Here is a 22369-nt window from a genome sequence, read left to right on the forward strand (position 1 = left end):
GGGAAACGGGTCTTAGCTGGTGGGACGCGACGCCGGTGGGTGCGGCGACGGTCTACGCGGTGCGGCGCCATATGACGCCGGTGGACGCGGCGTCGGGGGGATGTGACGCCGGTGAACGCCGGGCCGGTCCATGTGAGGACGCCGGTCGGGCGCGACGCGTTGCGGCGGGACCGCTCAGCGCTCGCGCCGGTAGAAGGGGAGCGCCACGACCTCGTACGGCTCCCGGGCGCCCCGGATGTCCACCGAGACCCCCTCGGTGCCGGGCTTCGCGTACTCCGGGTCCACGTACGCCATCGCGATCGGCTTGCCCAGCGTCGGCGAGGGCGCTCCGGAGGTGACCTGGCCGATCTGTGAGCCGTCGGCGGCCACCACGGCGTATCCGGCGCGCGGCACCCGGCGGCCCTCGGCGACCAGGCCGACCAGGGTGCGCGGGCTGACGGTGTCCGCCTGGCGGGAGGCGGCCTCCAGGGCCTGCCGGCCGACGAAGTCGCCCGGCTTGTCGAACTTCACGACCCGGCCGAGCCCCGCGTCGAAGGGGGTGGTGTCGGTGGTCAGCTCATTCCCGTACAGCGGCATGCCCGCCTCGAGGCGCAGGGTGTCCCGGCAGGACAGACCGCAGGGCACCAGGCCCACCGGGGCGCCCGCCTCGGTCAGCGCGTCCCAGACCCGCTCGGCGTCGTCCGGCGCCAGGAACAGCTCGAAGCCGTCCTCGCCGGTGTAGCCGGTGCGGGCGATCATGGCGGGGACGCCCGCGACGGTGCCCGGCAGCCCGGCGTAGTACTTGAGCCCCGCCAGGTCGGCGTCGGTCAGGCTGCCCAGGATCCCGGGGGACTCGGGCCCCTGGACGGCGATCAGCGCATAGGCGTCGCGGTCGTCCCTTACGGTCGCCTCGAAACCGCCGGCCCGTTCGGTCAGCGCGTCCAGCACCACCTGGGCGTTGGAGGCGTTGGCCACGACCAGGAACTCCTCGTCCCCGAGGCGGTAGACGATCAGGTCGTCCAGGATGCCGCCCTCGGCGTCGCAGATCATGGTGTAGCGGGCGCGGCCCACGGCGAGCGCGGACAGCCGGCCGACCAGGGCGTGATCCAGGGCCGCTCCGGCCTGCGAACCGATGAGAGAGATCTCACCCATATGGGAGAGATCGAAAAGCCCGGCGTGGGTGCGCACCGCGGTGTGCTCGTCGCGCTCGCTGCCGTAGCGCAGCGGCATGTCCCAGCCGGCGAAGTCGGTCATGGTGGCGCCGAGCGCACGGTGCCGTGCGTCCAGCGCGGTATGGCGGGGGGCGGGCGGGGCGTCGGTCACGATTCAGGCTCCAGAAGATCGGGGTCGCGCGACGGCGAGGACGTACGACAAGGACGCGTGCGTCCTCCCCATCTGTCATCGGAACCTGAGAGGTTCGCCGTGACGCCCGTAAGGGGCCCGGCTTGCACCTTGGGTGGAGCCGCGCCCGCGGCTCGCTTTTCAGATCTGCCTCGTCCACGCGGTATCGGGGCCTGAGAGATTCAAGGGAGGACTTGCTCCTTCGGCGCCCTGGACACCCGGCATGACTGCCGGTGGCCAAGGACTCTCCCGCGCGGATTCGAACGGCCGGTATGGAGTTGCGCGCACATCATCGCATGTGTGGCCGAGAAAGGAAGCCCCGATCGGGGACGCTGCGCCGGATCGGGCAGAGGCAGCCTTGATGGACATTACCTTTTCTTGACACTCTGCGGGTACGAGCAGCGTTGACCGACCTGGGAGGACGATCACGGTGCATGGGCAGGGAACATACGAGACCGCGCAACGGCTCCTGCCGGCCCGGCGTGGCCGCGTCCCCTCCGGGTCGACGGCCATCCCCGGCCGGCGCATCGCGGTGCACGACCTGCGCGGCCCGGTGCCGGACGGCGGCGCGGACCCGCGCGAGCTGCGCTTTCCGGTGGGGGACGTGCTGGTCGCCTCCGGGCTGCCGGGCGCCGGCAAGAGCACGCTGATCAACCGGACGGTGCCCCTCCTGGACGGGACGGGCGCGGTCGTCATCCGGGTGGACTCGCAGAACACCCGGGAGGCGTGGGAGCGCCGGATGCCCGGCTGGCTGCCGTACGCGCTCTACCGCCCGCTGGTCCGGTACGCCCACTACGCCGGGCTGCGCCGGGCACTGCGCTCGAACGTGAGCGTCGTGGTGCACGACTGCGGCGCGCTGCCATGGGTCCGCCGCTGGCTGGCCAGGGACGCGCGGCGCCGGGGCCGCAGTCTCCATATGGTGCTGCTGGACGTGGACGCCACGATGGCGCTGGAGGGCCAGGCCGCCCGTGGCCGCGGGGTCTCCGGCTATGCCTTCGGCAGACATCGGCGCGCGATGCGGCGGCTGATCGCGGGGATGGAGGAGGGGCGGCCGCCGGAGGGATGCGCCTCGGCGGTGCTGCTGGACCGCTCGACCGCGAGCGAGCTGCGCTGCATCTCCTTCGAGTGAGTCCCGGAGAGAAGGGAGGGCGGGAGTCTCCCTTCCTCCCCGGGAAGAAAGGGAACGCCGGATGACCTTGGCCGGAAATCGGCCACCGGGGCATCACCCAGTGTGACCGTGGCGTGGGGCCGGGCGAGGTGGGGAAGTGCTGTGGAGATGACGCCGCCCCCGCCGGCCCTGGCCCGCCCAGCCGCTAGGGTGCTTTGGGCAGGTAGGACGAGATGGCGGTTGGACGAAGATGAGCTTCCCGGAGCAGTACGGCATGGCCCCGGCTCACGGAGGATTCCCCGACGGCGCGCACACCGCGTATCCGGCGTTTCCCGGCAATGAGCTCGAAGAGGTGATGGCCGCCTCGATCGACGTACCCGGGGCCGGAGCGCGCATCGTCGAGACGCTCTCCCGCAGCCATATCTGGGTTCCGCTGCCGGGCGGCGGGGGCCCGGGCAGCCCGAGCCTCGATCTGCCCACGATGGAGATCGAGGGCGCCGCGTATGTCCCGGTGTTCAGCTCCGAGCAGCAGTTCCTCCAACTCGTCGGCTCCCATATGTCCTTCACCATCGCCCCGGCCGTGGAGTTCGCCCGCGGCCTGCCGCCCCAGCTCGGCATCGCGGTGAACCCCGGTGGTGCGGTGGTCGTACCGCTGCCTCCGCCCGCCGTCCGGGAGCTGTGCCGTGCCGGGCGTAGCGAGCTCGACGGCCCGGCCACCGGGGGCAGGGTGCGGCTCTTCGAACCGGACTGGCAGGACGAGCCGGTGGACTTCCTGGCCGCCGCCGGGATCGAGTTCGCCAAGGACAGCGGGGTACGGACCGCCCGGCGCGCGCTGGCCAGCGTCGAGGGCGACGAGCCGGCGCTCTTCGTCGGCGTGCAGCTCGACGCCCCCGGTCCCGAGGGCCAGGCGCGCGCGGTGGACGCGCTGGGCCGCGCCCTCGGCGTGGTGCCCGTGCGGTGGAAGGTCCAACTGGTGCTGCTGGATGTGGCACAGGGGGATCCGGTGGTCGACTGGATGATGGGGCGCGTACGGCCGTTCTACGACCGTGACCTCTGACTCACCCCAGGGTCCGCTATGAGGGCCCGTAAGCTGGTTTGATGACCAGGAGGGGCGCGAGCACGTTCCCCGGTGAGGTGCGGACAAAGGGCGAGAGAAGGGGCGGACCCAGGTGAGCGCGGGCGCGGATTGGGGGGCGGCGGCCGGCCAGGTTGAGCGAGCGTTGCAGCAGGTCGCTCCCGGCCGGTACGACGCCTATGAGGCGCTGCTCCAGGCCATCGGCGAGGGCCAGGTCTGGATGCTGCTGTGGCACGGTGCGCCCGGCACGCCCGAGGCCCAGTACGGGAACATGGATGTGGACGGCCTCGGTTACGCCCCGTGCGTGACCTCCGCACAGGAACTGGCCGCAAGTGGCTGGAACCGTGCGCATGAGGTGGTCGACGGCCGCCTCATCGCCGACTCGCTCTACCGCGACCGCTACGGCCTCTGGCTCAACCCCCACGCCCGCGGCGGCGGAGTGGGCATCCCCTGGCCGGATCTGCGCCGGATCGCGGGCGGTCTGGACCGGCTGCCCGCCGGGCCGCTGCGGCTGAGCGAACCCGCCATCGACATCCCGCAGTTCTACGCCCTGTTGGGGCAGAACGCGCATCGCACCACCGCGGTGCGGTCGCTGCGGCGCGCCTGGGTGCAGCCCGCGCTGGGCGCCCCGTATCTGGCCATCGGGCTGGATCTCTACGACAGCGGCCCACCGGCGGTGCAGTCGGTGCGGGTGATGATGGAGCAGTCGATCACCGCCGTACCGGACGGGCTGCCGGTCTCCACGGTCGCGCTCTCCGACGAGTACGACCCCGTCGCCCTGTGGATGCGGGCCAACGCCCGGCCCTTCTTCGACCGCGACGCCTATGGCGCCGCGCCCGCCGCGCCGTCCTACGGCTACGGCTACCCGCCGCCGCGTCCCGCCTACTGATCCGCCGCCGCGCCGAGCCGGTGCGGACTCGCTGCCGTGCCGAGCCGGTGCGGACTTCCTGCCGCGCCGAGCCGGTGCCGACCCGCTGACTCGGTGGTCCGTCGCCGACCCGCCGACCCGCCAACCCGCTGGTCCGCGCACCGATTGACGGGATTGCCCGCCCGGCCTTCCGGGCCTTCGGGGCCGAACATCCCATAGCGGGCGTGAGGTTACTGCTGCGTTCTCGTGTCGCGACCGTCCGTATAGCGGAGCGGTGTTCCCCACATCACGGTTAGGCATCCATTGCCCGGGAGTACTGGCGGGTGATCACAAACGCGTTGAAGACTCCCGCTCCAAGGGGTGCGGTTCATACGTACGACCCCTTCCCAGAAGGTTCCGTACCAGAACGCGACTTTTCACCCGAGTTGTGAACAAAGCCGCTACAGCGGCGAGTCGTGGGCCGGTCACCACCGGTCGAGAGGGGTCTCCACCACGATGACGGCACCATTGCACGGCACGAGCACGGACAGCGATCCGGTGGCGACTGCCGATGTAGCGGCGGATGTGGTCAAAGCGTCCGTCGAAGGCAGATCGCTGCGGCAGATCGCCTGGACACGCCTGAAGCGGGACAAGCTTGCGCTGGCGGGTGGCATCGTTGTCGTCTTCCTGGTCCTGGTGGCGATCTTCGCTCCACTGATCGTGAGCCTGCTCGGGCATCCGCCCAACGAGTTCCACCAGGAGGAGATCGACCCGCTGTTCGGCACCCCCAAGGGGTCCATGGGCGGTATCAGCTCGGACTTCCTCTTCGGCGTGGAGCCGTCCAACGGCCGCGACGTCTTCAGCCGCGTCGTCTACGGCGCCCGGATCTCGCTGCTGGTGGCCTTCCTCGCGGCGGTGGTCGCGGTGGTCCTCGGCACCATTTTCGGCATCATCGCCGGGTACTTCGGCGGCTGGGTCGACTCGCTGATCAGCCGGGTGATGGACATGCTGCTGGCCTTCCCGCAGTTGCTCTTCATCATCTCCCTGGTCTCGGTGCTCCCCAACGACCTGCTGGGACTGACCGGCAGCGGGGTGCGCATCGCCATCCTGGTCTCGGTGATCGGCTTCTTCGGCTGGCCGTACGTCGGCCGCATCGTGCGCGGCCAGACGCTGTCGCTGCGCGAGAAGGAGTACATCGAGGCCGCGCGGAGCCTGGGCGCCGGCCGGCGCTACATCCTCTTCCGAGAGCTGCTGCCCAACCTGGTGGCGCCGATCACCGTCTACGCGACGCTGATGATCCCCACCAACATCCTCACCGAGGCCGCGCTCAGCTTCCTCGGCGCGGGCGTGAAGCCGCCCACCGCCTCCTGGGGGCAGATGCTCTCCAAGGCGGTCGGCACCTATGAGGACGATCCCATGTTCATGATCATCCCGGGTGTGGCGATCTTCATCACCGTGCTGGCCTTCAACCTCTTCGGCGACGGCGTCCGCGACGCGCTCGATCCGAAGGGCACCCGATGACGGCGCGGCGCACCACACGCCCTGCGGACCGGTCGTACCCGAATGCATCAGCCCCTGCCGTATCCGGCAGTCGGCTCCCCGAAGAATTCCGCGGCGCCATGCCTAGGACCGCTACCCCGGAGGTTGCAACAACTATGAAACAGCTCTCGAGAAGCAGGCGGATCGCCGGAGCGGCGGCTGTCGTCGGCGCCCTCCTGGCCACCGCCGGCTGCGGTGGCGGCGGTTCCGACGACGAGGGCTCGGGCGCCGGGTTCAACGCCGCGGTGAAGGGTGTCGCCGCCAAGTCCGCCAAGAAGGGCGGCACCCTCAAGTTCGTCAACAAGCAGGAGTTCGACTCCCTCGACCCGCAGCGCCAGTACTACGGGTTCGCCTGGGACTTCTCCCGCTTCTACGCGCGCCAACTGATCTCCTACGCGCCGAAGCCGGGCAATGCCGCGAACGAGCTGGTCCCGGACCTCGCCACCTCCACCGGCAAGATCAGCAACGGCGGTAAGACCTACACCTACACCCTGCGCGACGGGATCACCTGGGAGGACGGCTCCCCGATCACGTCCAAGGACGTCAAGTACGGCATCGAGCGCATCTGGGCCAAGGACGTCGTCTCCGGCGGCCCCGGCTATCTGCGCCAGGTCCTGGACCCCAAGGGCGAGTACAAGGGCCCGTACAAGGACAAGTCCAAGGACAAGCTGGGCCTGAAGGGGATCCAGACGCCGGACGACAAGACCATCGTCTTCAACCTCGCCAAGCCCAACGGTGACTTCGAGCAGATGCTCGCGATGCCGACCGGCTCCCCGGTGAAGGCGGACAAGGACACCGGCGCCAAGTACACCAACCGGCCGTTCTCCTCCGGTCCGTACAAGGTCCAGTCGTACACCCCGGGCAAGAGCCTGTCCCTGGTGCGCAACAGCAACTGGAAGAAGGCGTCCGACCCGATCCGCCCGGCCCTGCCGGACAAGATCTCGGTCACCTTCAACTCCAACCTCGAGGCGATCGACCGGCTGCTGATCAAGGGCGACTACGACGTCTTCCTCAGCGCCACCGGTATGACCCCCTCGGGTCGTAACGACGCCCTCAAGCAGCACAAGGGCAACGTCGACAACATCACCACCAGCTTCGTGCGGTACGTCGACTTCACCACCAAGGTCAAGCCGTTCGACAACATCCACTGCCGCAAGGCGGTTGTCTACGGAACCGACTACAAGTCGCTCCAGACCACCCGCGGTGGCCCGCAGGCCGGTGGTGACCTCGCCACCAACATGCTCCCCAAGAGCGTCAAGGGCTCGGACGACTACGACCCGTACGGCATCCTCAAGCGCGGCGGCAAGGCCGACCCGGCCAAGGCCAAGGACGAGCTCAAGCAGTGCGGCAAGCCGGGTGGCTTCTCCACCAGCATCGTGGCCCGCAACGACCAGCCCGCCGAGGTCGACGCCGCCGAGGCGCTCCAGGCGTCGCTGAAGAAGGTCGGCATCACCCTCAACGTGGAGCCGATCCAGGGCAGCACCTCCGCCAGCATCACCGGTTCGCCGGCGGTGATGAAGAAGCGCGGCTACGGCCTGTCCATGACCGGCTGGGGCCCCGACTTCCCGACCGGCCAGGGCTTCTCCCAGCCGCTGATCGACGGCCGCTTCATCGAGCAGACCGGTAACTACAACGTCTCCGAGACCAACGACGCCGAGATCAACAAGTACTTCGACGACGCGCTCAAGGAGACCGACCCCAACAAGGCCGGCGCGATCTACCAGAAGATGAATCACAAGGTCAGCGACCTGGCCGTGCAAATGCCGTTCATCTACGAGAAGAACATCACCTGGCGCAGCTCGCGGCTGACGAACGCCTTCTCGTCGGCGGCCTACAACGGCCGCTACGACTACTCCCAACTGGGCGTCGTCAAGTGACGGCAGGTCACCTGACCCGCCGCACACCCCCCCATCGCCGCACCCGATAGGCCCGAAGGGCAGGTGATGGCCGCGGGTGGTGGCCCGTGATCCCCCTCAACCGGGGTATCACGGGCCACCGCCCGGGCCGCGCACAGTGCTTGCTTATCTCATCCGGCGCTTGTTCGCCGTCGTCGTGATGCTGTTGGTCGTCACCCTTACGACCTTCGCCATCTTCTTCGTGATCCCGAAGTGGGCCGGTTCCGATCCCGCGCTGCTGTTCGTCGGCAAGCAGGCCGACCCCGCGGCCATCGAGGGCATCCGGCAGAAGCTCAGCCTCGGTGATCCGGTCCTGGTGCAGTTCTGGCACTTCGTCCAGGGCCTCTTCGTCGGCCGGGACTACGCCAGCGGTACGGACGTCACCCACTGCCCGGCGCCCTGCTTCGGCTACTCCTTCCGCACCGAGCAGGCGGTGTGGCCGCAGCTCACCGATGCCATGCCGGTCACCCTCTCGCTCGCCGCCGGCGCCTGTCTGCTGTGGCTGGTCGGCGGCATCACCACCGGTGTCGTCTCCGCGCTGCGCCGGGGCACCCTGTGGGACCGCTCCGCGATGACGGTCGCGCTGGCCGGTGTCTCGCTGCCGATCTACTTCACCGGTCTGCTCTCGCTGGCGATCTTCAGCTACTCGCTGAAGTGGGTCAACGTGGACTACAAGGGGCTCGGTGACGATCCGGCCATGTGGTTCGAGAGCCTGATCCTCCCGTGGATCACGCTCGCCTTCCTCTACGCGGCGATGTACGCCCGGCTCACCCGGGCCACCATGCTGGAGATCATGGGCGAGGACTACATCCGCACCGCCCGCGCCAAGGGCCTGCGAGAACGGGCGGTCATCGGCCGGCACGCGATGCGCTCGACCTGGACCCCGGTCCTTACCCTGCTCGGTCTCGACCTGGGCGCGCTGCTGGGCGGCGCGGTCCTGACCGAGACCACCTACAACCTGCCCGGCCTCGGGCGGCTCGCGGTGAACGCGATCACCGAGAAGGACCTGCCGGTCATCCTCGGCGTCACCCTGATCGCGGCCGTCTTCATCGTGATCGCCAACCTCGTCGTGGACCTCCTGTACGCCGTCATCGACCCGCGAGTGAGGCTCGGATGACCGACCTGACCAAGCCCTCCGGACAGCCCGGGAACGGCGATCTGCCGGCCACCGGCACCGCCGCCGTGGGCGAGGTGGCCGCGGCGGGCTCGCCCGCCCCCACCGCCTTCCTCGAGGTGCGCGATCTGCACGTCCACTTCCCGACCGACGACGGTCTGGTGAAGTCGGTGGACGGGCTCAGCTTCCGGCTGGAGAAGGGCAAGACCCTCGGCATCGTCGGCGAGTCCGGCTCCGGCAAGTCCGTCACCTCGCTCGGCATCATGGGGCTGCACACAGCCGGGCAGTACGGCCGCCGCAAGGCGCGGATCTCCGGCGAGATCTGGCTCAACGGCCAGGAGCTGCTGGGCGCCGACCCGGACGAGGTGCGCAAGCTGCGCGGCCGCGAGATGTCGATGATCTTCCAGGATCCGCTGTCCGCGCTGCACCCGTACTACACCATCGGCCGCCAGATCATCGAGGCGTACCGGGTGCACAACGAGGTCACCAAGGAGGTGGCCCGCAAGCGCGCGATCGAGCTGCTGGACCGCGTCGGCATCCCGCAGCCCGACAAGCGCGTGGACAGCTATCCGCATGAGTTCTCCGGCGGTATGCGCCAGCGCGCCATGATCGCGATGGCGCTGGTCAACAACCCCGAGCTGTTGATCGCGGATGAGCCGACCACCGCCCTGGACGTCACCGTCCAGGCGCAGATCCTCGACCTCATCCGGGATCTCCAGAAGGAGTTCGGCTCCGCGGTCATCGTCATCACCCATGACCTGGGCGTGGTCGCCGAACTCGCCGACGATCTGCTGGTGATGTACGGCGGCCGCTGTGTCGAGCGCGGCCCGGCCGAGAAGGTCTTCTACGAGCCCCAGCACCCGTACACCTGGGGGCTGCTGGGCTCGATGCCCCGTATCGACCGCGACCAGACCGAGCGGCTCATCCCGGTCAAGGGCTCCCCGCCCAGCCTCATCAACGTGCCGTCCGGCTGCGCCTTCCATCCGCGCTGCCCGTACGCCGATGTGCCGAAGGACAACATCACGCGCACCGAGCGGCCGGAGCTCAGTGCGGCCGGTGGCGGCGGGCACTTCTCCGCGTGCCATATGTCGCAGGAGGAGCGCACCCGGATCTGGACCGAAGAGATTGCGCCGAAGCTGTGACCGACCAGAAGGATCCGAAGATGACGGTCCCGGAGAAGGCGACGACATCGCCCGAGCCCCTGCTCAAGGTGTCCGGTCTGGTCAAGCACTTCCCCATCAAGAAGGGGCTGCTCCAGCGGCAGGCCGGTGCGGTGCAGGCGGTCGACGGGCTCGACTTCGACGTCCGGCCGGGGGAGACCCTGGGCGTGGTGGGCGAGTCGGGCTGCGGCAAGTCCACCATGGGGCGGCTGGTCACCCGGCTGCTGGAACCCACCTCGGGCAAGATCGAGTTCGAGGGCACGGACATCACGCATCTGAACACCGTCCAGATGCGGCCGATGCGCCGTGACGTCCAGATGATCTTCCAGGATCCGTACTCGTCGCTGAACCCCCGGCACACCGTCGGCGCGATCGTCAGCGCGCCCTTCCGGCTCCAGGGCGTCACCCCACAGGGCGGCGTCAAGGCGGAGGTCCAGCGGCTGCTGGCGCTGGTCGGGCTCAACCCCGAGCACTACAACCGCTATCCGCACGAGTTCTCCGGCGGTCAGCGGCAGCGCATCGGCATCGCCCGGGCGCTGGCCCTCAAGCCCAAGCTGGTCGTCGCCGACGAACCGGTCTCGGCGCTGGATGTGTCGATCCAGGCGCAGGTGGTCAACCTGCTGGACGACCTCCAGGACGAGCTGGGCCTGACGTATGTGATCATCGCGCACGATCTGTCGGTCATCCGCCATGTCTCGGACCGGATCGCGGTGATGTACCTCGGGAAGATCGTCGAGCTGGCGGACCGCAAGGACCTCTACGAGCGTCCCATGCACCCGTACACCAAGGCCCTGCTCTCCGCGGTGCCGGTGCCGGACCCCAAGCGGCGCGCCAAGCGGGAGCGGATCCTGCTCAAGGGCGATGTGCCCTCGCCGATCTCCCCGCCGTCCGGCTGCCGCTTCCACACCCGGTGCTGGAAGGCGACCGAGGTGTGCAAGAGCCAGGAGCCGCCGCTGGTGACGCTGGCCACCGGCCATCAGGTGGCCTGCCACCACCCCGAGAACGCCGCTGACCAGGCACCGCGGGAGAAGCCCGGGGCCGAGGCGGCACAGAAGGTGACGAAGAAGACCGAAGGCTGAGACGGGACGGGGTCCGGACGGGGCCGGGGGCATCCGCGGATAACAATGGCAGGTGCTCATCGAACTGTTCACCCCGTCCGTCCAGCACGCGCTCGAAGTCGCCGGGATCTTCGTGTTCGCGATGTCCGGCGCGCTGCTCGCCGTGCGGAAGAACTTCGATGTCTTCGGCATGGCGGTGCTCGCCGAGGCCACCGCGCTGGGCGGCGGTATCTTCCGCGATCTGGTGATCGGCGCGGTGCCGCCCATCGCCTTCACCGATCTCGGCTATTTCCTCACCCCGCTCGTGGCCACCGGCATCGTCTTCTTCCTCCACCCCGAGGTCGAGCGGATCACGGCGGCGGTGGGGGTCTTCGACGCGGCGGGCCTCGGGCTGTTCTGCGTCGAAGGCACGATGAAGGCGCATGACTTCGGGCTCGGCGTCACCGCGTCGGTCACCCTCGGCATGGCCACGGCGGTCGGCGGCGGTGTGATCCGCGACCTGCTCGCCCATGAGGTGCCCTCACTGCTGCGCTGGGACCGGGACCTGTACGCCGTCCCGGCCATCCTCGGCTCCTCGATAGTGGCACTGCTGCTCCACTTCCACGCCCTTACGGCGGCCACGAGCGCGCTCGCGGCCGCCGTGACGTTTGTGGTGCGGCTGCTGGCGATGCGGTACGGCTGGCGGGCGCCACGGGCGTGGAACCGGCGCAGTACGGCGACGGAGGAGACCTGAGGGGTTCGGCCGCACTGGGTGTGGTCAAAGGTTCATGCTCTTGCGGTTATATAGCCGGGCCGTTATGTTGAGGTCATGGCCATACCGTTCGATGTGCTCGCGGAGCCGAGTCGTCGGCAGATCCTGGACCTCCTGCTGGAGCGGCCCCGCCTGGTCGGTGAGCTGACCGAGCACCTGGGGCTCACCCAGCCGGGCACCTCCAAGCACCTCCGGGTGCTGCGCGAGGCCGGTCTGGTGCGGGTCCGCCGGGACGCCCAGCGCCGCTGGTACGAGCTCTGCCCGGAGCCGCTCGCCGAGGTGGACGCCTGGCTCGCGCCGTACCGTCGACTGTGGACCGACCGTCTCGACGCGCTCGAACGACACCTGGACACGATGCCGGAGTCCCTCGACGCGACCGGCGAACCCGACGTAGCCGACGTGCCCGACGTAGCTGACGTGCCCGACGTACCTGACGTCCCCGACGTACCCGACGGAGAAGCGCGATGAAAGACACCCTTGCCCAGACCGGCGGCGGCCGCTCGGCCCTGCGCCTGGAGCGCCGGCTCGCCCATCCCCCGGAGAAGGTCTGGCGAGCGCTGACCGACCCCGCCCAGCTCGTCCACTGGTTCCCCTCCGAGGTCCAGGTCGAGCTGAAGGTCGGGGGCCGGATGGGCTTCGTCTTCCCCGGGCGCGAGGCCCCGGACATGGACGGCGTCGTCACCGAGCTCGACCCGCCCCATGTCTTCGCCTTCACCTGGGGCGGGGACGAGCTCCGCTGGGAGCTGCGCCCCGAGGGCGACGGCTCTGTGCTGACCCTCACCCACACCTTCGGCGACCGCTTCGGCGCGGCCAGCTTCGCCTCCGGCTGGCACGCCTGCATCACCGGTCTCGCGGCCCTGCTCGGCGGCGAGGAGTTCGCCCACGGCGACATGGCCGAGCTGCACGAGAAGTACGTCGAGGCGTTCGGCCTGGCCGAGGGGGCGGTGGAGACCACCGAGGACGGCGGCTGGCGGCTGCGCTTCGAGCGCCAGTTGGTCCGCCCCGCCGAGACGGCCTGGCGGGCGCTGACCGGCCCGGCCGCCGACACCCCCGAACCGGCCGCCGGGGCGCCGGTCCCCCTCGGCTTCCGTACCGACGCGGTTCCGGCGGGCCCGATCACCGAGGCGCAACCGCCCCGGGTGCTCGCCTACGACTGGGAGCGCGACGGCCGCCCCGCCGGAACGGTCCGCTGGGAGCTGACCCAGGGTACCGGCCACGGCGCCCGCCTCATCCTGACCCAGACGGGCCCGGCGGACGCGGAGGCGGAACGCACCGAAGCCCAGCAGGCATGGCGCCACCACATCGGCCTCCTGGCCGCGGAACTTCTCCGGGTGAGTAGCTGAACCAGCCCGTCCGGCGTTCGAGGACCCCATCCAGCCCGTCCGGCGTTCGAGGACCGGGGTCTGGGGCGGAGCCCCAGTTGCGGGAAGGGGCGGGGTGGGGAACAACCGGCCACCGGCCCGCACCCGTCAACGAAACCTCAGCCGAGGAACCCGCTGAGCGCAACGGCCAGCTCGGCAGGCGCATCCTCCTGCACCAGATGCCCCGCACCCTCGATCAGCCGAAACCGCGCCCCCGGAATACGAGAGGCAAGCTCCCGCCCCCGCTCCACCGGAATCCAGGCGTCCGCCGCGCCCCAGCAGACCAGCACGGGCAGGCGGATCTCCCCGTAGCGGCCCTCGACCTCATCCGTGAACCGCTGATCGTTCTGCGCGATCTGCCGATAGAGCGCGGGCTGCCCCGCCTCCCCGCACCACGGCTCCACCAGCCGTTCCAGCACGTCGTCCCGCAGCCCCACCGCGCTCGCGGAGCCGACGTACTCCCGCACCAGCGCCCGATGCAGCGCCGTCGGCAACTGCTCGAAGACCTTGTCGTTCGCGCCGAGCAGCCGGTACGCAGGCGACCCCCAAGGCGCCAACGCGACCACGTCCACCAGCGCCAACCGGCGATACCGCGCACCGTGCAGCAGATGCGCACGTAGCGCGACACACCCGCCGAAATCATGGGCGACGACGGCCGGTTCCGCCCCGGCCCCGGCCCCGGTCAGCCCCCACGCGTCGAGCAGCTCGCCGAAGACCCGGGCCTGGGCGGCGAGCGAGACGTCCTGGTCCGCCCGCTTCTCGGAGGCCCCGTAGCCCGGCATGTCCCAGACGAAGACCCGGTGCCGGTCGGCCAGCGCACGGGCGACGCCCCGCCATACGTACGACGAGAACGGCGTGCCGTGCAGCAGCACCACCGGCGGCGCGTCCGGTGCGCCGAGCGCGGCCCAGCGGACCTCGCCGGAGGAACTGCGGTAGGTGCGGTCCAGCGTCCACTCGGTCTTCCACTCAGCGACTGTCATGAGTAAAACCGTAGACGGTCCTTACCGTCGCTGTCGAGGACCCTGACGCGACCCTCGCGAGGGGGTGCGGAAGAGGCGCCGGGCGGACCGTGCGCACGCGCAGCCGCTACGCACCCCACAACGCCTCGTAGAATCGAGGCCACCATGGTTTACCTCGACCACGCCGCCACCACCCCGATGCTCCCGGAGGCGGTGCAGGCGATGACCGCCCAGCTCGCCGTCACGGGCAACGCCTCCTCGCTGCACGCCGCCGGCCGGCGTGCCCGCCGTACCGTCGAGGAGTCGCGTGAATCCCTGGCCGCCTCGCTGGGCGCCCGCCCGAGCGAGGTCGTCTTCACCGCCGGAGGCACCGAGGCCGACAACCTCGCGGTCAAGGGGCTCTACTGGTCCCGCAGGGACGCCGATCCGGCCCGCGTCCGGGTGCTCGCGAGCCCCGTGGAGCACCACGCCGTGCTCGACGCGGTCGACTGGCTCGCGGACCACGAGGGCGCCCGGGTCGAATGGCTGCCGGTCGACTCCCTCGGGCGGGTCCACCCCGACGCGCTGCGCGAGGCGATCGCCCGCGATCCCTCGGACATCGCCCTCGCCACCGTCATGTGGGCCAACAACGAGATCGGCACCATCCAGCCGGTCCGCGAACTCGCCGACATCGCCGCCGAATTCGACGTTCCGCTGCATGCCGACGCGGTCCAGGCGTATGGCCAGATCGAGGTCGACTTCGCCGCCTCGGGGCTGGCCGCGATGACCGTCAGCGGCCACAAGATAGGCGGCCCCTACGGCATCGGCGCGCTGCTGCTCGGCCGTGAGCACATGCCCGTGCCCGTACTGCACGGCGGCGGCCAGGAGCGCCAGGTGCGCTCCGGGACCCTCGACACCCCGGCCATCGCCGCCTTCGCCGTCGCCGGTGCGTATGCCACCGAGCACCGCGAGGAGTTCGCCCGCGAGATCGGCGCGCTGCGCGACGCGCTGATCACGGCCGTGCGTACGGCCGTGCCCGACGCGGTTCTCGGCGGCGACCCCGATCCGGCGGGCCGGCTACCCGCCAATGCCCACTTCTCCTTTCCCGGCTGCGAGGGCGATTCGCTGCTTCTGCTGCTGGACGCGCAGGGCATCGAATGCTCGACGGGCTCGGCCTGCACGGCTGGTGTCGCTCAGCCCAGCCATGTGGTCCTGGCCACCGGCAGCGACTCCGAACTGGCCCGCGGCACCCTGCGCTTCTCGCTCGGCCACACCTCGACCAAGGCCGATGTCGAGGCCGTCGCGGAGGCGATCGGTCCGGCGGTGGAGCGGGCGCGCGGGGCGGGGCTGAGCTGAGGGGCAGGGCTCACCTGACGGGGCGGGGCCCGGCCCGGCCGATATCTCCGCCCGGACCCGCCACATCATAACCATGGAATTCGAATTGTCCTGGCGGCCATTTCACATAACCTACGGAACAGTCATCTCCGCTTGAAATGGCGGAGAGCCGTGGGAAAGGATTTCCCCGTCAACGGACCTGGCATGCGCGGAAAGCGCACAGGTTTTCTTCACGGGGAAATCCAGGAGTTCATCGATGTCGCAGCCTTCGCTGCCGCCGCACCACCCGTCGCACCAGCCCCCGCAGTCGCGGGGGGCGCAGCGGCCGCCGTCGCGGGGGCGGCGTGCCAGGCCCGCCCTGAAGCTGATCGTGGGCGGAGCCCTCGCCGTCGCCCTGGTGACCGGCTGCGGGTCCGGAGACGATGACGACGGCGGTAAGAACGGAGGGTCGTCCCAGGGCGCTCAGGCGAAGACGCTGGGCAAGGTCGCCATGCCGAAGGTCGGCAAGGAGACCAACACCATGGGCACCTGGGTCACGGACACGACCTTTGTGAAGGGCGACGTCAACAAGATCGTCGGCTACTCGCTCGACGGCGCCAAATCGCGGTGGGAGATACCGCTGGGCGGGCAGCTCTGCTGGGCCGCACCGCATATGACCAAGGAGGGGCTGACCGCGGTCCTGTTCCGGGACGGCGCGGGGGAGGACGCGCTGTGCACCCGGGTCGGGCTGGTCGACCTGAAGAAGGGCAAGCTGGTCTGGCAGAAAGAGGGGTCGGACAGCGAGGGCAACGCCGGGGTGCAGTTCGACGAGGTCACCATCGGCGGTGGCACCGTCGCCGCGGGCGGCACCGGCGGCGGGGGCGCCTGGTCGCTGGACGGCAAGCCGCTGTGGAAGCCCGCCTACCTCGCGGACTGCGACGACGACGGCTACGCGGGCGGCGATGACAAGATCGTCGCGATTCGCGGCTGCGACAGCAGCGAGGACTCCAGCGAACAGCGGCTGGAGGTCCAGACGGTGGATCCCAGGACCCGCGACGTGCTCTCCTCCTACAAGCTGGACGAGAAGGTCGAATACGCGCATGTGATCTCCACCGCGCCGCTCGTCGTGGCCGTCGACACCGGCGACTCGGACGCCGGGACGGGCACCACCGACATCCTGACCATCGACGACAGCGGCAAGCAGGGCAAGCTGCTCAGCACGATCGACGTCCTGGCCAAGGGATACCAGCCCAACTGCCCGGCCACGAGCGTGGAGGGCTGCACCGAGCTCGCCCTCGACAAGGCGAGCAGCACCCTCTACCTCTCCTCCGAGGTGGACGTGGACCATGGCGGCCCGGGGGAGCGGATCACCGGCCTGGATCTGAAGACCGGCAAGGAGACCGGGAAGACGAAGATGGCGGAGAGCCGGTCGCTGATCCCCATCCAGACCGATGACGACGGCGCCCTGATCGCCTATCTGGGCTCCATGTACAGCGAGGCCGGCGGGGTTGTGCGCGTCGACCCCAAGACCTTCGGGATGGAGACGCTCCAGACCCACCCGGACGACATGAAGGACGCGGAGTCCGGGATGGACGTCTACGGGGACTGCACCATGATCTACACCGGTAAGAGGCTCTACATCGGCGACAACCGGGCGAGCAGGCCCGCCAGCGGCGACGGCGCGGGCCGTCCGCTGGCCGTCGTCTTCGGCGCCTGAGCCAGGTCCGTCACTTCGCCGTCCGTGGCACGCGCACCGCTCGCACCGCCCGTATATAGCGGTCCCAGTCCCAGTGGCGGCCCGGATCGGTGTGATCGGTGCCCGGCACCTCCACATGGCCGACGATGTGCTCACGGTCCCGCGGTATGTCGTACCGCTCGCAGATCGACGCGGTCAGCCGTGCCGAGGCGCGGTACATCGCGTCCGTGAAGGAGCTCGGCTTGCTCACGAACCCCTCGTGCTCGATGCCGATGCTGCGCTCGTTGTACGGGCGGTTGCCCGCGTGGAAGGCCACATCCAGCTCGCGCACCATCTGAGCGATATGCCCGTCGCGGCGCACCACATAGTGCGCCGCGGCGCGGTGCCCGGGGTCCCGGAAGACCCGCACCGCGTCGTCGTAGCTGCCCTGGACCACATGGATCACCACCCGGTCGATGGTGTAGTCGTCCGGCCGGTCGGCCCACCGCCAGTTCGCCCCCGAGGCCGCGATCCACTCCGCGCCCGGCTGGTCGACCGCGCCCGCCTTGCGCGGCTTTTCGATCCCGGGCAGCCGCCACCACATCCGGGACAGCTCGTCCCGCGCGGCATAGCCCGCGACCCCGGCCGCGCCGAGCCCGGCCGAACCTCCGATCAGGAGGGTGCGCCTGCTGACGCGGCGTCCACCGCCGGTCGTGGTCTCGCTCACGGAACGCTCAACGCGCGAGGGCGGGCATCCAGTTCCGGCCGATGGGATCATGGCCAGAAGCCTTCGTTCCGGGCGACGGCCCTCTGGCCGGCCGAGTAGATGAACGTTGGACTGAGCGTTGAACTGTCTCTGAGTCGGTCGCCATCGCTCTGCCCGGGGCTCCGTACCTCGGCCCGGGCTCCGTACCTCGGAACGTATCCACCGGAATGTATTCACCGGAATGTGTCCATCCGCTCGACGAGGAGCTGACGGTATGCGCATCGGATTCGCCCTTCCCCAGTTCGGCCCGCTGGCCCATCACCCCGAGGACATCGCGCGATTCGCGCGCCGGGCCGAGGAGCTCGGCGCGGACAGCCTGTGGGTCGGGGACCGCCTCCTCGCCCCGGTGGACCCGATCGTCGGCTACGCGGGCACCGATGTGATCCCGCCGGAATTCCGCGCCGCGCTGGATCCCTTCACCGTGCTGGCCACCGCCGCCGCGGCCACCGAGCGGGTCCAGCTCGGCACCGATGTCATCAACGCCCCCTGGTACCCGCCCGCGGTGCTCGCCCGCACCCTGACCACCATCGATGTGCTGAGCGCGGGCCGGCTGCTGGTCGGCCTCGGCACCGGCTGGTCCCCCGAGGAGTACGAGGCGGTCGACATCCCCATGGCCGAGCGCGGGCGGCGCCTCGACGAATGCCTCGACGCCCTGGACGCCTGGTGGACCAGGAACCCGGTCGAGTACCGCGGGAACCACTGGACCGTGCCCGCCTCCCATGTCGACGTCAAACCGGCCTCCCGCCCCCATCCGCCCGTCTACCTCGCCGCCTTCGCGCCCGCGGCCATGCGCCGGGTGGCCCGGCGCGCCGACGGCTGGCTGCCCGTCGTGGTCGTCCCCGCGGCGCCCGGCGCCCCCGACCCGATCGCCACCCTCGCCGAGGGGCTGGGCGGGGTGCGGGAAGCGGTCGGGCGGGAGGGCCGGGACCCGGCCGCGTTCGACGCGATCCTGCGGGTCAACCCCAGTTCCGGCGCCTCCGTGGACGACATCGCGACGACCCTGGTCCGGGCCGGGCGGGAGGCGGGCATCCAGCACGCCTTCGTCGATCTGATCTATCTCGGGAAGGACACCGACCAGGCCCTGGACCTCGTCCGGCGGGTGCTGGAGCGGGCCCGGAACCAGTTGCGTGCGTAGCTATATGCTGGTCGGGTTATGACTGACTTCCCCGGTGCGCCCACAGGTCCCCGCGACGGCCGCCGGCTGCGCGTTCTCGCCGCCATGTCCGGCGGTGTGGACTCCGCGGTCGCCGCCGCGCGGGCGGCCGAGGCGGGCCACGATGTGACCGGCGTCCATCTCGCGCTCTCCGCCAACCCGCAGTCGTTCCGCACCGGCGCCCGTGGCTGTTGCACCATCGAGGACTCGCGGGACGCCCGGCGCGCCGCCGATGTGATCGGCATCCCGTTCTATGTGTGGGACCTCGCCGAGCGCTTCCGTGAGGACGTGGTCGAGGACTTCATCGCCGAGTACGAGGCGGGCCGTACCCCCAATCCGTGTCTGCGCTGCAACGAGAAGATCAAGTTCGCCGCGCTGCTGGACAAGGCGCTCGCCCTCGGCTTCGACGCCGTCTGCACCGGCCACTACGCCACGATCGTGGAGCACCCGGACGGCGCGCGTGAGCTGCACCGCGCCAGCGATATGGCCAAGGACCAGTCCTATGTGCTCGGGGTGCTCGACGAGCGCCAGCTCGCCCATGCGATGTTCCCCCTCGGCGACACCCTGACGACCAAGGACGAGATCCGCGCGGAGGCCGAGCGGCGGGGCCTGGCCGTCGCCAAGAAGCCCGACAGCCATGACATCTGCTTCATCGCCGACGGCGACACCCAGGGCTTCCTCGCCGGTCATCTCGGCACCGCCGAGGGCGACATCGTCGACGAGGACGGGCACAAGCTGGGCACCCACGAGGGCGCGTACGGCTTCACCATCGGCCAGCGCCGGGGGCTGCGCATCGGCCATCCGGCGCCCGACGGCAAGCCGCGCTATGTGCTGGACATCTCCCCGGTGGACAACAGGGTCACGGTCGGCCCGGTCGAGGCCCTGGACGTCGCCGCCCTGACCGCCATCAAGCCGCGCTGGTGCGGAGCCCCTCCGGTGGGCCCCGGCGGCTACACCGCCCAACTGCGCGCCCATGGCGGCGAGACCGAGGTGACGGCCGAGCCGATCGGGGTAACCGGTCTGCGGGTGACCTTCGCCGAGCCGGTGCGGGGCGTGGCCCCGGGGCAGGCGATCGTGCTCTACGACGGCACCCGGGTGGTCGGCTCCGCCACCATCGCCACGACCGAGCGCGCGCAGGTCGTCGCCTCGTAGCCGGGCCGCCGGACCCCGACGGATATCCGCTTTTGGCGAGAAAGAAGCCGAAAGTCAGGATGGGGTGGATTATCTCCGTTTGGCGCGATCAGTTTCTCTGAAATTAACGTGCGTCCGGCCATTCCGGTGGCATGCGTCACCTGAATCTGGGAATGCGCCACGCGGACACGGGTGCCGTGGTCCGCTGTCTCAGCACCGGAGGTTCCGTTATTTCTGCGCAACCTGTACAGAAATTTGGCAACAATCCAGTTGATGTCAGGGACACTGATCACTACACAGAGGAGTACGTACCCAGCTTCGTAGAAAAGTGGGACTCGCTGATCGACTGGGACCGAAGGTCGGAGAGCGAGGGTACGTTCTTCATCGATCTGCTGCGCGAGCGCGGCGTCAAGAAGGTCCTCGACGTGGCCACGGGGACCGGCTTCCATTCCGTCCGGCTGCTCGAGGCCGGATTCGAGACCGTGAGCGCCGACGGCAGCGGCGAGATGCTCGCCCAGGCGTTCGCCAACGGGCTCAAGCACGGTGACCACATTCTCCGCGTCGTCCAGGCCGACTGGCGCTGGCTCAACCGCGACGCCCACGGCGAGTACGACGCCATCGTCTGCCTCGGGAACTCCTTCACACATCTGTTCTCCGAGCGCGACCGGCGCAAGGCGCTCGCCGAGTTCTACGCCATGCTCAAGCACGACGGAATCCTGGTCCTGGACCAGCGCAACTACGACGCGATCCTCGATCGCGGCTACAGCAGCAAGCACGTGTACTACTACTGCGGAGAAGACGTCGCCGTCGAACCGGAGTACGTGGACGAGGGGCTGGTGCGCATGCGCTACAGCTTCCCCGACGAATCCGTCTACCACCTCAACATGTTTCCGCTGCGCAAGGACTACACGCGCCGGCTGATGCAGGAGGTCGGCTTCCAGCGGATCGAGACGTACGGCGACTTCCAGCACACCTACCGGACGGAGCGCCCCGACTTCTTCATCCACGTCGCGGAGAAGGAATACATCGCGGCGGACGAGCCGGCCGGACCGGCCACTCCGGCCACCGGCGACGGGGAGTACGCGGGAGCCGTCGGCACCGCCCGCGACTACTACAACTCCTCGGACGCCGACGCCTTCTACTGGCATGTCTGGGGTGGCGAGGACATCCACATCGGCATCTACGACCGGCCCGACGAGCCGATCGCCGAGGCCAGCAGGCGCACCGTGGCCCGGATGGCCGGGAAGCTCGACCTCACCGAGTCATCCGTCGTCCTCGACCTCGGGGCGGGCTTCGGCGGCTCCGCACGCTATCTGGCGGAGACCTACGGCTGCCGCGTCGTCGCGCTCAACCTCAGCGAGGTGGAGAACGAACGCCATCGCGCCCTCAACGCCGAGCGGGGGCTGACCGAGGCCATCGAGGTGCTGGACGGCTCCTTCGAGCGGATCCCGCTGCCGGACAACAGCGTCGACGTCGTCTGGTCCCAGGACGCCTTCCTGCACAGCGGCAACCGCGCCCGCCCCCTGGAGGAGGCGGCCCGGGTCCTGCGCCCCGGCGGTCACCTCATCTTCACCGACCCCATGGCCGCCGACGGCTGCCCCGCCGAAACCCTCCGCCCCATCCTGGACCGCATCCATCTGGAGACCATGGGGTCGCCCGGGTTCTACCGCCATGAACTGGCGCGGCTCGGCTTCACCGAGGTCGGCGGCGGCTTCCAGGAGCACCGCGAGCAACTGATCACCCACTACGCCCGGGTGCTGGAAGAAACCCGCCGCCAGGAGGCCGACGGCCTGACGGAACACGTCAGCGCCGACTACCTCACCCATATGAAGAAGGGCCTCAGCAACTGGGTCGACGGCGGCACAAACCGCCATGTGACCTGGGGCATCTTCCACTTCACCCGCTGATCCCCGCCGGGTGGCCGCTGTGGCGGGGCCTGTCCCGCCACAGCGGCAGCCCCTGGGTGCTGGCTCGGTGGCCGCTCCTGGGTGTTGGCCTGGTGGCCACTTCCGGGTGTTGGCCTGGTGGCGGTTCCCGGGTGTTGGCCTGGTGGCCGCTCCTGGGTGTTGGCCTGGTGGCCACTTCCGGGTGCTGGCCTGGTGGCCATTCCCGGGTGCTGACCTGGCGGCCACCCCCAGGCGCTCACCCGGCGTTCGCGGTCTAC

General features: G+C 69.9%; 18 protein-coding genes, 1 pseudogene and 1 riboswitch. Of the genes and pseudogenes, 16 read left to right on the forward strand and 3 right to left on the reverse strand.

The genetic code is table 11. From position 1 onward, the window contains the following. Nucleotides 1–174: 174 nt before the first annotated feature. Nucleotides 175–1302 carry a glycine cleavage system aminomethyltransferase GcvT gene (gcvT, locus tag KN815_RS17475; protein WP_216342857.1) on the reverse strand — a complete coding sequence of 376 codons (1128 nt, stop codon included), beginning with the start codon at nt 1300–1302 and terminating at the stop codon, nt 175–177. Nucleotides 1303–1471: 169 nt separating this feature from the next. Then, nucleotides 1472–1582, reverse strand: a riboswitch (glycine riboswitch). A 168-nt stretch (nt 1583–1750) separates the two neighbouring features. On the opposite strand from gcvT, the gene KN815_RS17480 reads away from it, so the two are divergent. The 11 genes and pseudogenes from KN815_RS17480 (at nt 1751) to KN815_RS17530 (ending at nt 13210) form a co-directional block, all read left to right on the forward strand. Continuing rightward, nucleotides 1751–2449 (forward strand): AAA family ATPase, encoded by a 699-nt coding sequence (locus KN815_RS17480; RefSeq protein WP_216342858.1) that lies wholly within the window; start codon nt 1751–1753, stop codon nt 2447–2449. 229 nt (nt 2450–2678) lie between these two features. Then, the gene (locus tag KN815_RS17485; protein ID WP_372458385.1) at nt 2679–3485 is read left to right on the forward strand and encodes an enhanced serine sensitivity protein SseB; all 807 of its coding nucleotides are present in this window, start codon (nt 2679–2681) and stop codon (nt 3483–3485) included. 112 nt (nt 3486–3597) lie between these two features. Continuing rightward, nucleotides 3598–4392, forward strand: coding sequence for an enhanced serine sensitivity protein SseB C-terminal domain-containing protein (locus tag KN815_RS17490; RefSeq protein WP_216342859.1), 795 nt, complete (start codon nt 3598–3600; stop codon nt 4390–4392). Between the two features lie 474 nt (nt 4393–4866). Further along, the gene (locus tag KN815_RS17495; RefSeq protein ID WP_059144109.1) at nt 4867–5871 is read left to right on the forward strand and encodes an ABC transporter permease; all 1005 of its coding nucleotides are present in this window, start codon (nt 4867–4869) and stop codon (nt 5869–5871) included. Between the two features lie 134 nt (nt 5872–6005). After that, entirely contained in the window at nt 6006–7766 is a 1761-nt protein-coding gene (locus KN815_RS17500) for an ABC transporter substrate-binding protein (RefSeq protein WP_216342860.1), read from the forward strand. Nucleotides 7767–7926: 160 nt separating this feature from the next. Next, a complete protein-coding gene (locus KN815_RS17505) occupies nt 7927–8901 on the forward strand; it encodes an ABC transporter permease (RefSeq protein ID WP_253209048.1) in 975 nt (324 codons plus the stop codon). Then, the gene (locus KN815_RS17510; RefSeq protein ID WP_253209049.1) at nt 8898–10040 is read left to right on the forward strand and encodes an ABC transporter ATP-binding protein; all 1143 of its coding nucleotides are present in this window, start codon (nt 8898–8900) and stop codon (nt 10038–10040) included. The genes KN815_RS17505 and KN815_RS17510 overlap by 4 nt, the downstream gene beginning before the upstream one ends. 20 nt (nt 10041–10060) lie before the next feature. Beyond that, complete coding sequence (locus KN815_RS17515) at nt 10061–11137, forward strand: ABC transporter ATP-binding protein (protein ID WP_216342862.1); 1077 nt, start codon at nt 10061–10063, stop codon at nt 11135–11137. A 52-nt stretch (nt 11138–11189) separates the two neighbouring features. After that, entirely contained in the window at nt 11190–11849 is a 660-nt protein-coding gene (locus KN815_RS17520; protein ID WP_216342863.1) for a trimeric intracellular cation channel family protein, read from the forward strand. A gap of 75 nt (nt 11850–11924) precedes the next feature. Continuing rightward, nucleotides 11925–12239 (forward strand): annotated as a pseudogene (locus KN815_RS17525) (ArsR/SmtB family transcription factor); the annotation flags it as partial. 92 nt (nt 12240–12331) lie between these two features. Beyond that, complete coding sequence (locus KN815_RS17530) at nt 12332–13210, forward strand: SRPBCC family protein (protein WP_216342865.1); 879 nt, start codon at nt 12332–12334, stop codon at nt 13208–13210. 137 nt (nt 13211–13347) lie between these two features. On the opposite strand, the gene KN815_RS17535 is transcribed toward KN815_RS17530, so the two are convergent. Next, nucleotides 13348–14208, reverse strand: a complete 861-nt coding sequence (locus KN815_RS17535; RefSeq protein ID WP_216342866.1) for an alpha/beta fold hydrolase — start codon at nt 14206–14208, stop codon at nt 13348–13350. 144 nt (nt 14209–14352) lie between these two features. Between KN815_RS17535 and KN815_RS17540 the strand changes: the two genes are divergently transcribed. Together KN815_RS17540 and KN815_RS17545 are read left to right on the forward strand one after the other, a co-directional pair. Beyond that, nucleotides 14353–15522 (forward strand): cysteine desulfurase family protein, encoded by a 1170-nt coding sequence (locus tag KN815_RS17540; RefSeq protein ID WP_216342867.1) that lies wholly within the window; start codon nt 14353–14355, stop codon nt 15520–15522. A gap of 235 nt (nt 15523–15757) precedes the next feature. Next, entirely contained in the window at nt 15758–17197 is a 1440-nt protein-coding gene (locus tag KN815_RS17545; RefSeq protein WP_216342868.1) for a PQQ-binding-like beta-propeller repeat protein, read from the forward strand. Nucleotides 17198–17207: 10 nt separating this feature from the next. Here KN815_RS17545 and KN815_RS17550 read toward each other — a convergent pair whose 3' ends face one another. After that, a complete protein-coding gene (locus KN815_RS17550; RefSeq protein ID WP_216342869.1) occupies nt 17208–17882 on the reverse strand; it encodes an N-acetylmuramoyl-L-alanine amidase in 675 nt (224 codons plus the stop codon). A 253-nt stretch (nt 17883–18135) separates the two neighbouring features. Between KN815_RS17550 and KN815_RS17555 the strand changes: the two genes are divergently transcribed. From KN815_RS17555 to KN815_RS17565, 3 genes are all read left to right on the forward strand, one after another. Beyond that, complete coding sequence (locus KN815_RS17555) at nt 18136–19056, forward strand: TIGR03619 family F420-dependent LLM class oxidoreductase (protein ID WP_216342870.1); 921 nt, start codon at nt 18136–18138, stop codon at nt 19054–19056. 18 nt (nt 19057–19074) lie between these two features. Beyond that, entirely contained in the window at nt 19075–20226 is a 1152-nt protein-coding gene (gene mnmA / locus KN815_RS17560) for a tRNA 2-thiouridine(34) synthase MnmA (RefSeq protein WP_216342871.1), read from the forward strand. Nucleotides 20227–20357: 131 nt separating this feature from the next. After that, complete coding sequence (locus KN815_RS17565) at nt 20358–22112, forward strand: glycine/sarcosine N-methyltransferase (protein WP_253209050.1); 1755 nt, start codon at nt 20358–20360, stop codon at nt 22110–22112. Nucleotides 22113–22369 lie beyond the last annotated feature (257 nt).

Origin of the sequence: Streptomyces niphimycinicus (genome assembly GCF_018883605.1) — a bacterium.
In the GTDB taxonomy this organism is placed as follows: domain Bacteria; phylum Actinomycetota; class Actinomycetes; order Streptomycetales; family Streptomycetaceae; genus Streptomyces; species Streptomyces niphimycinicus.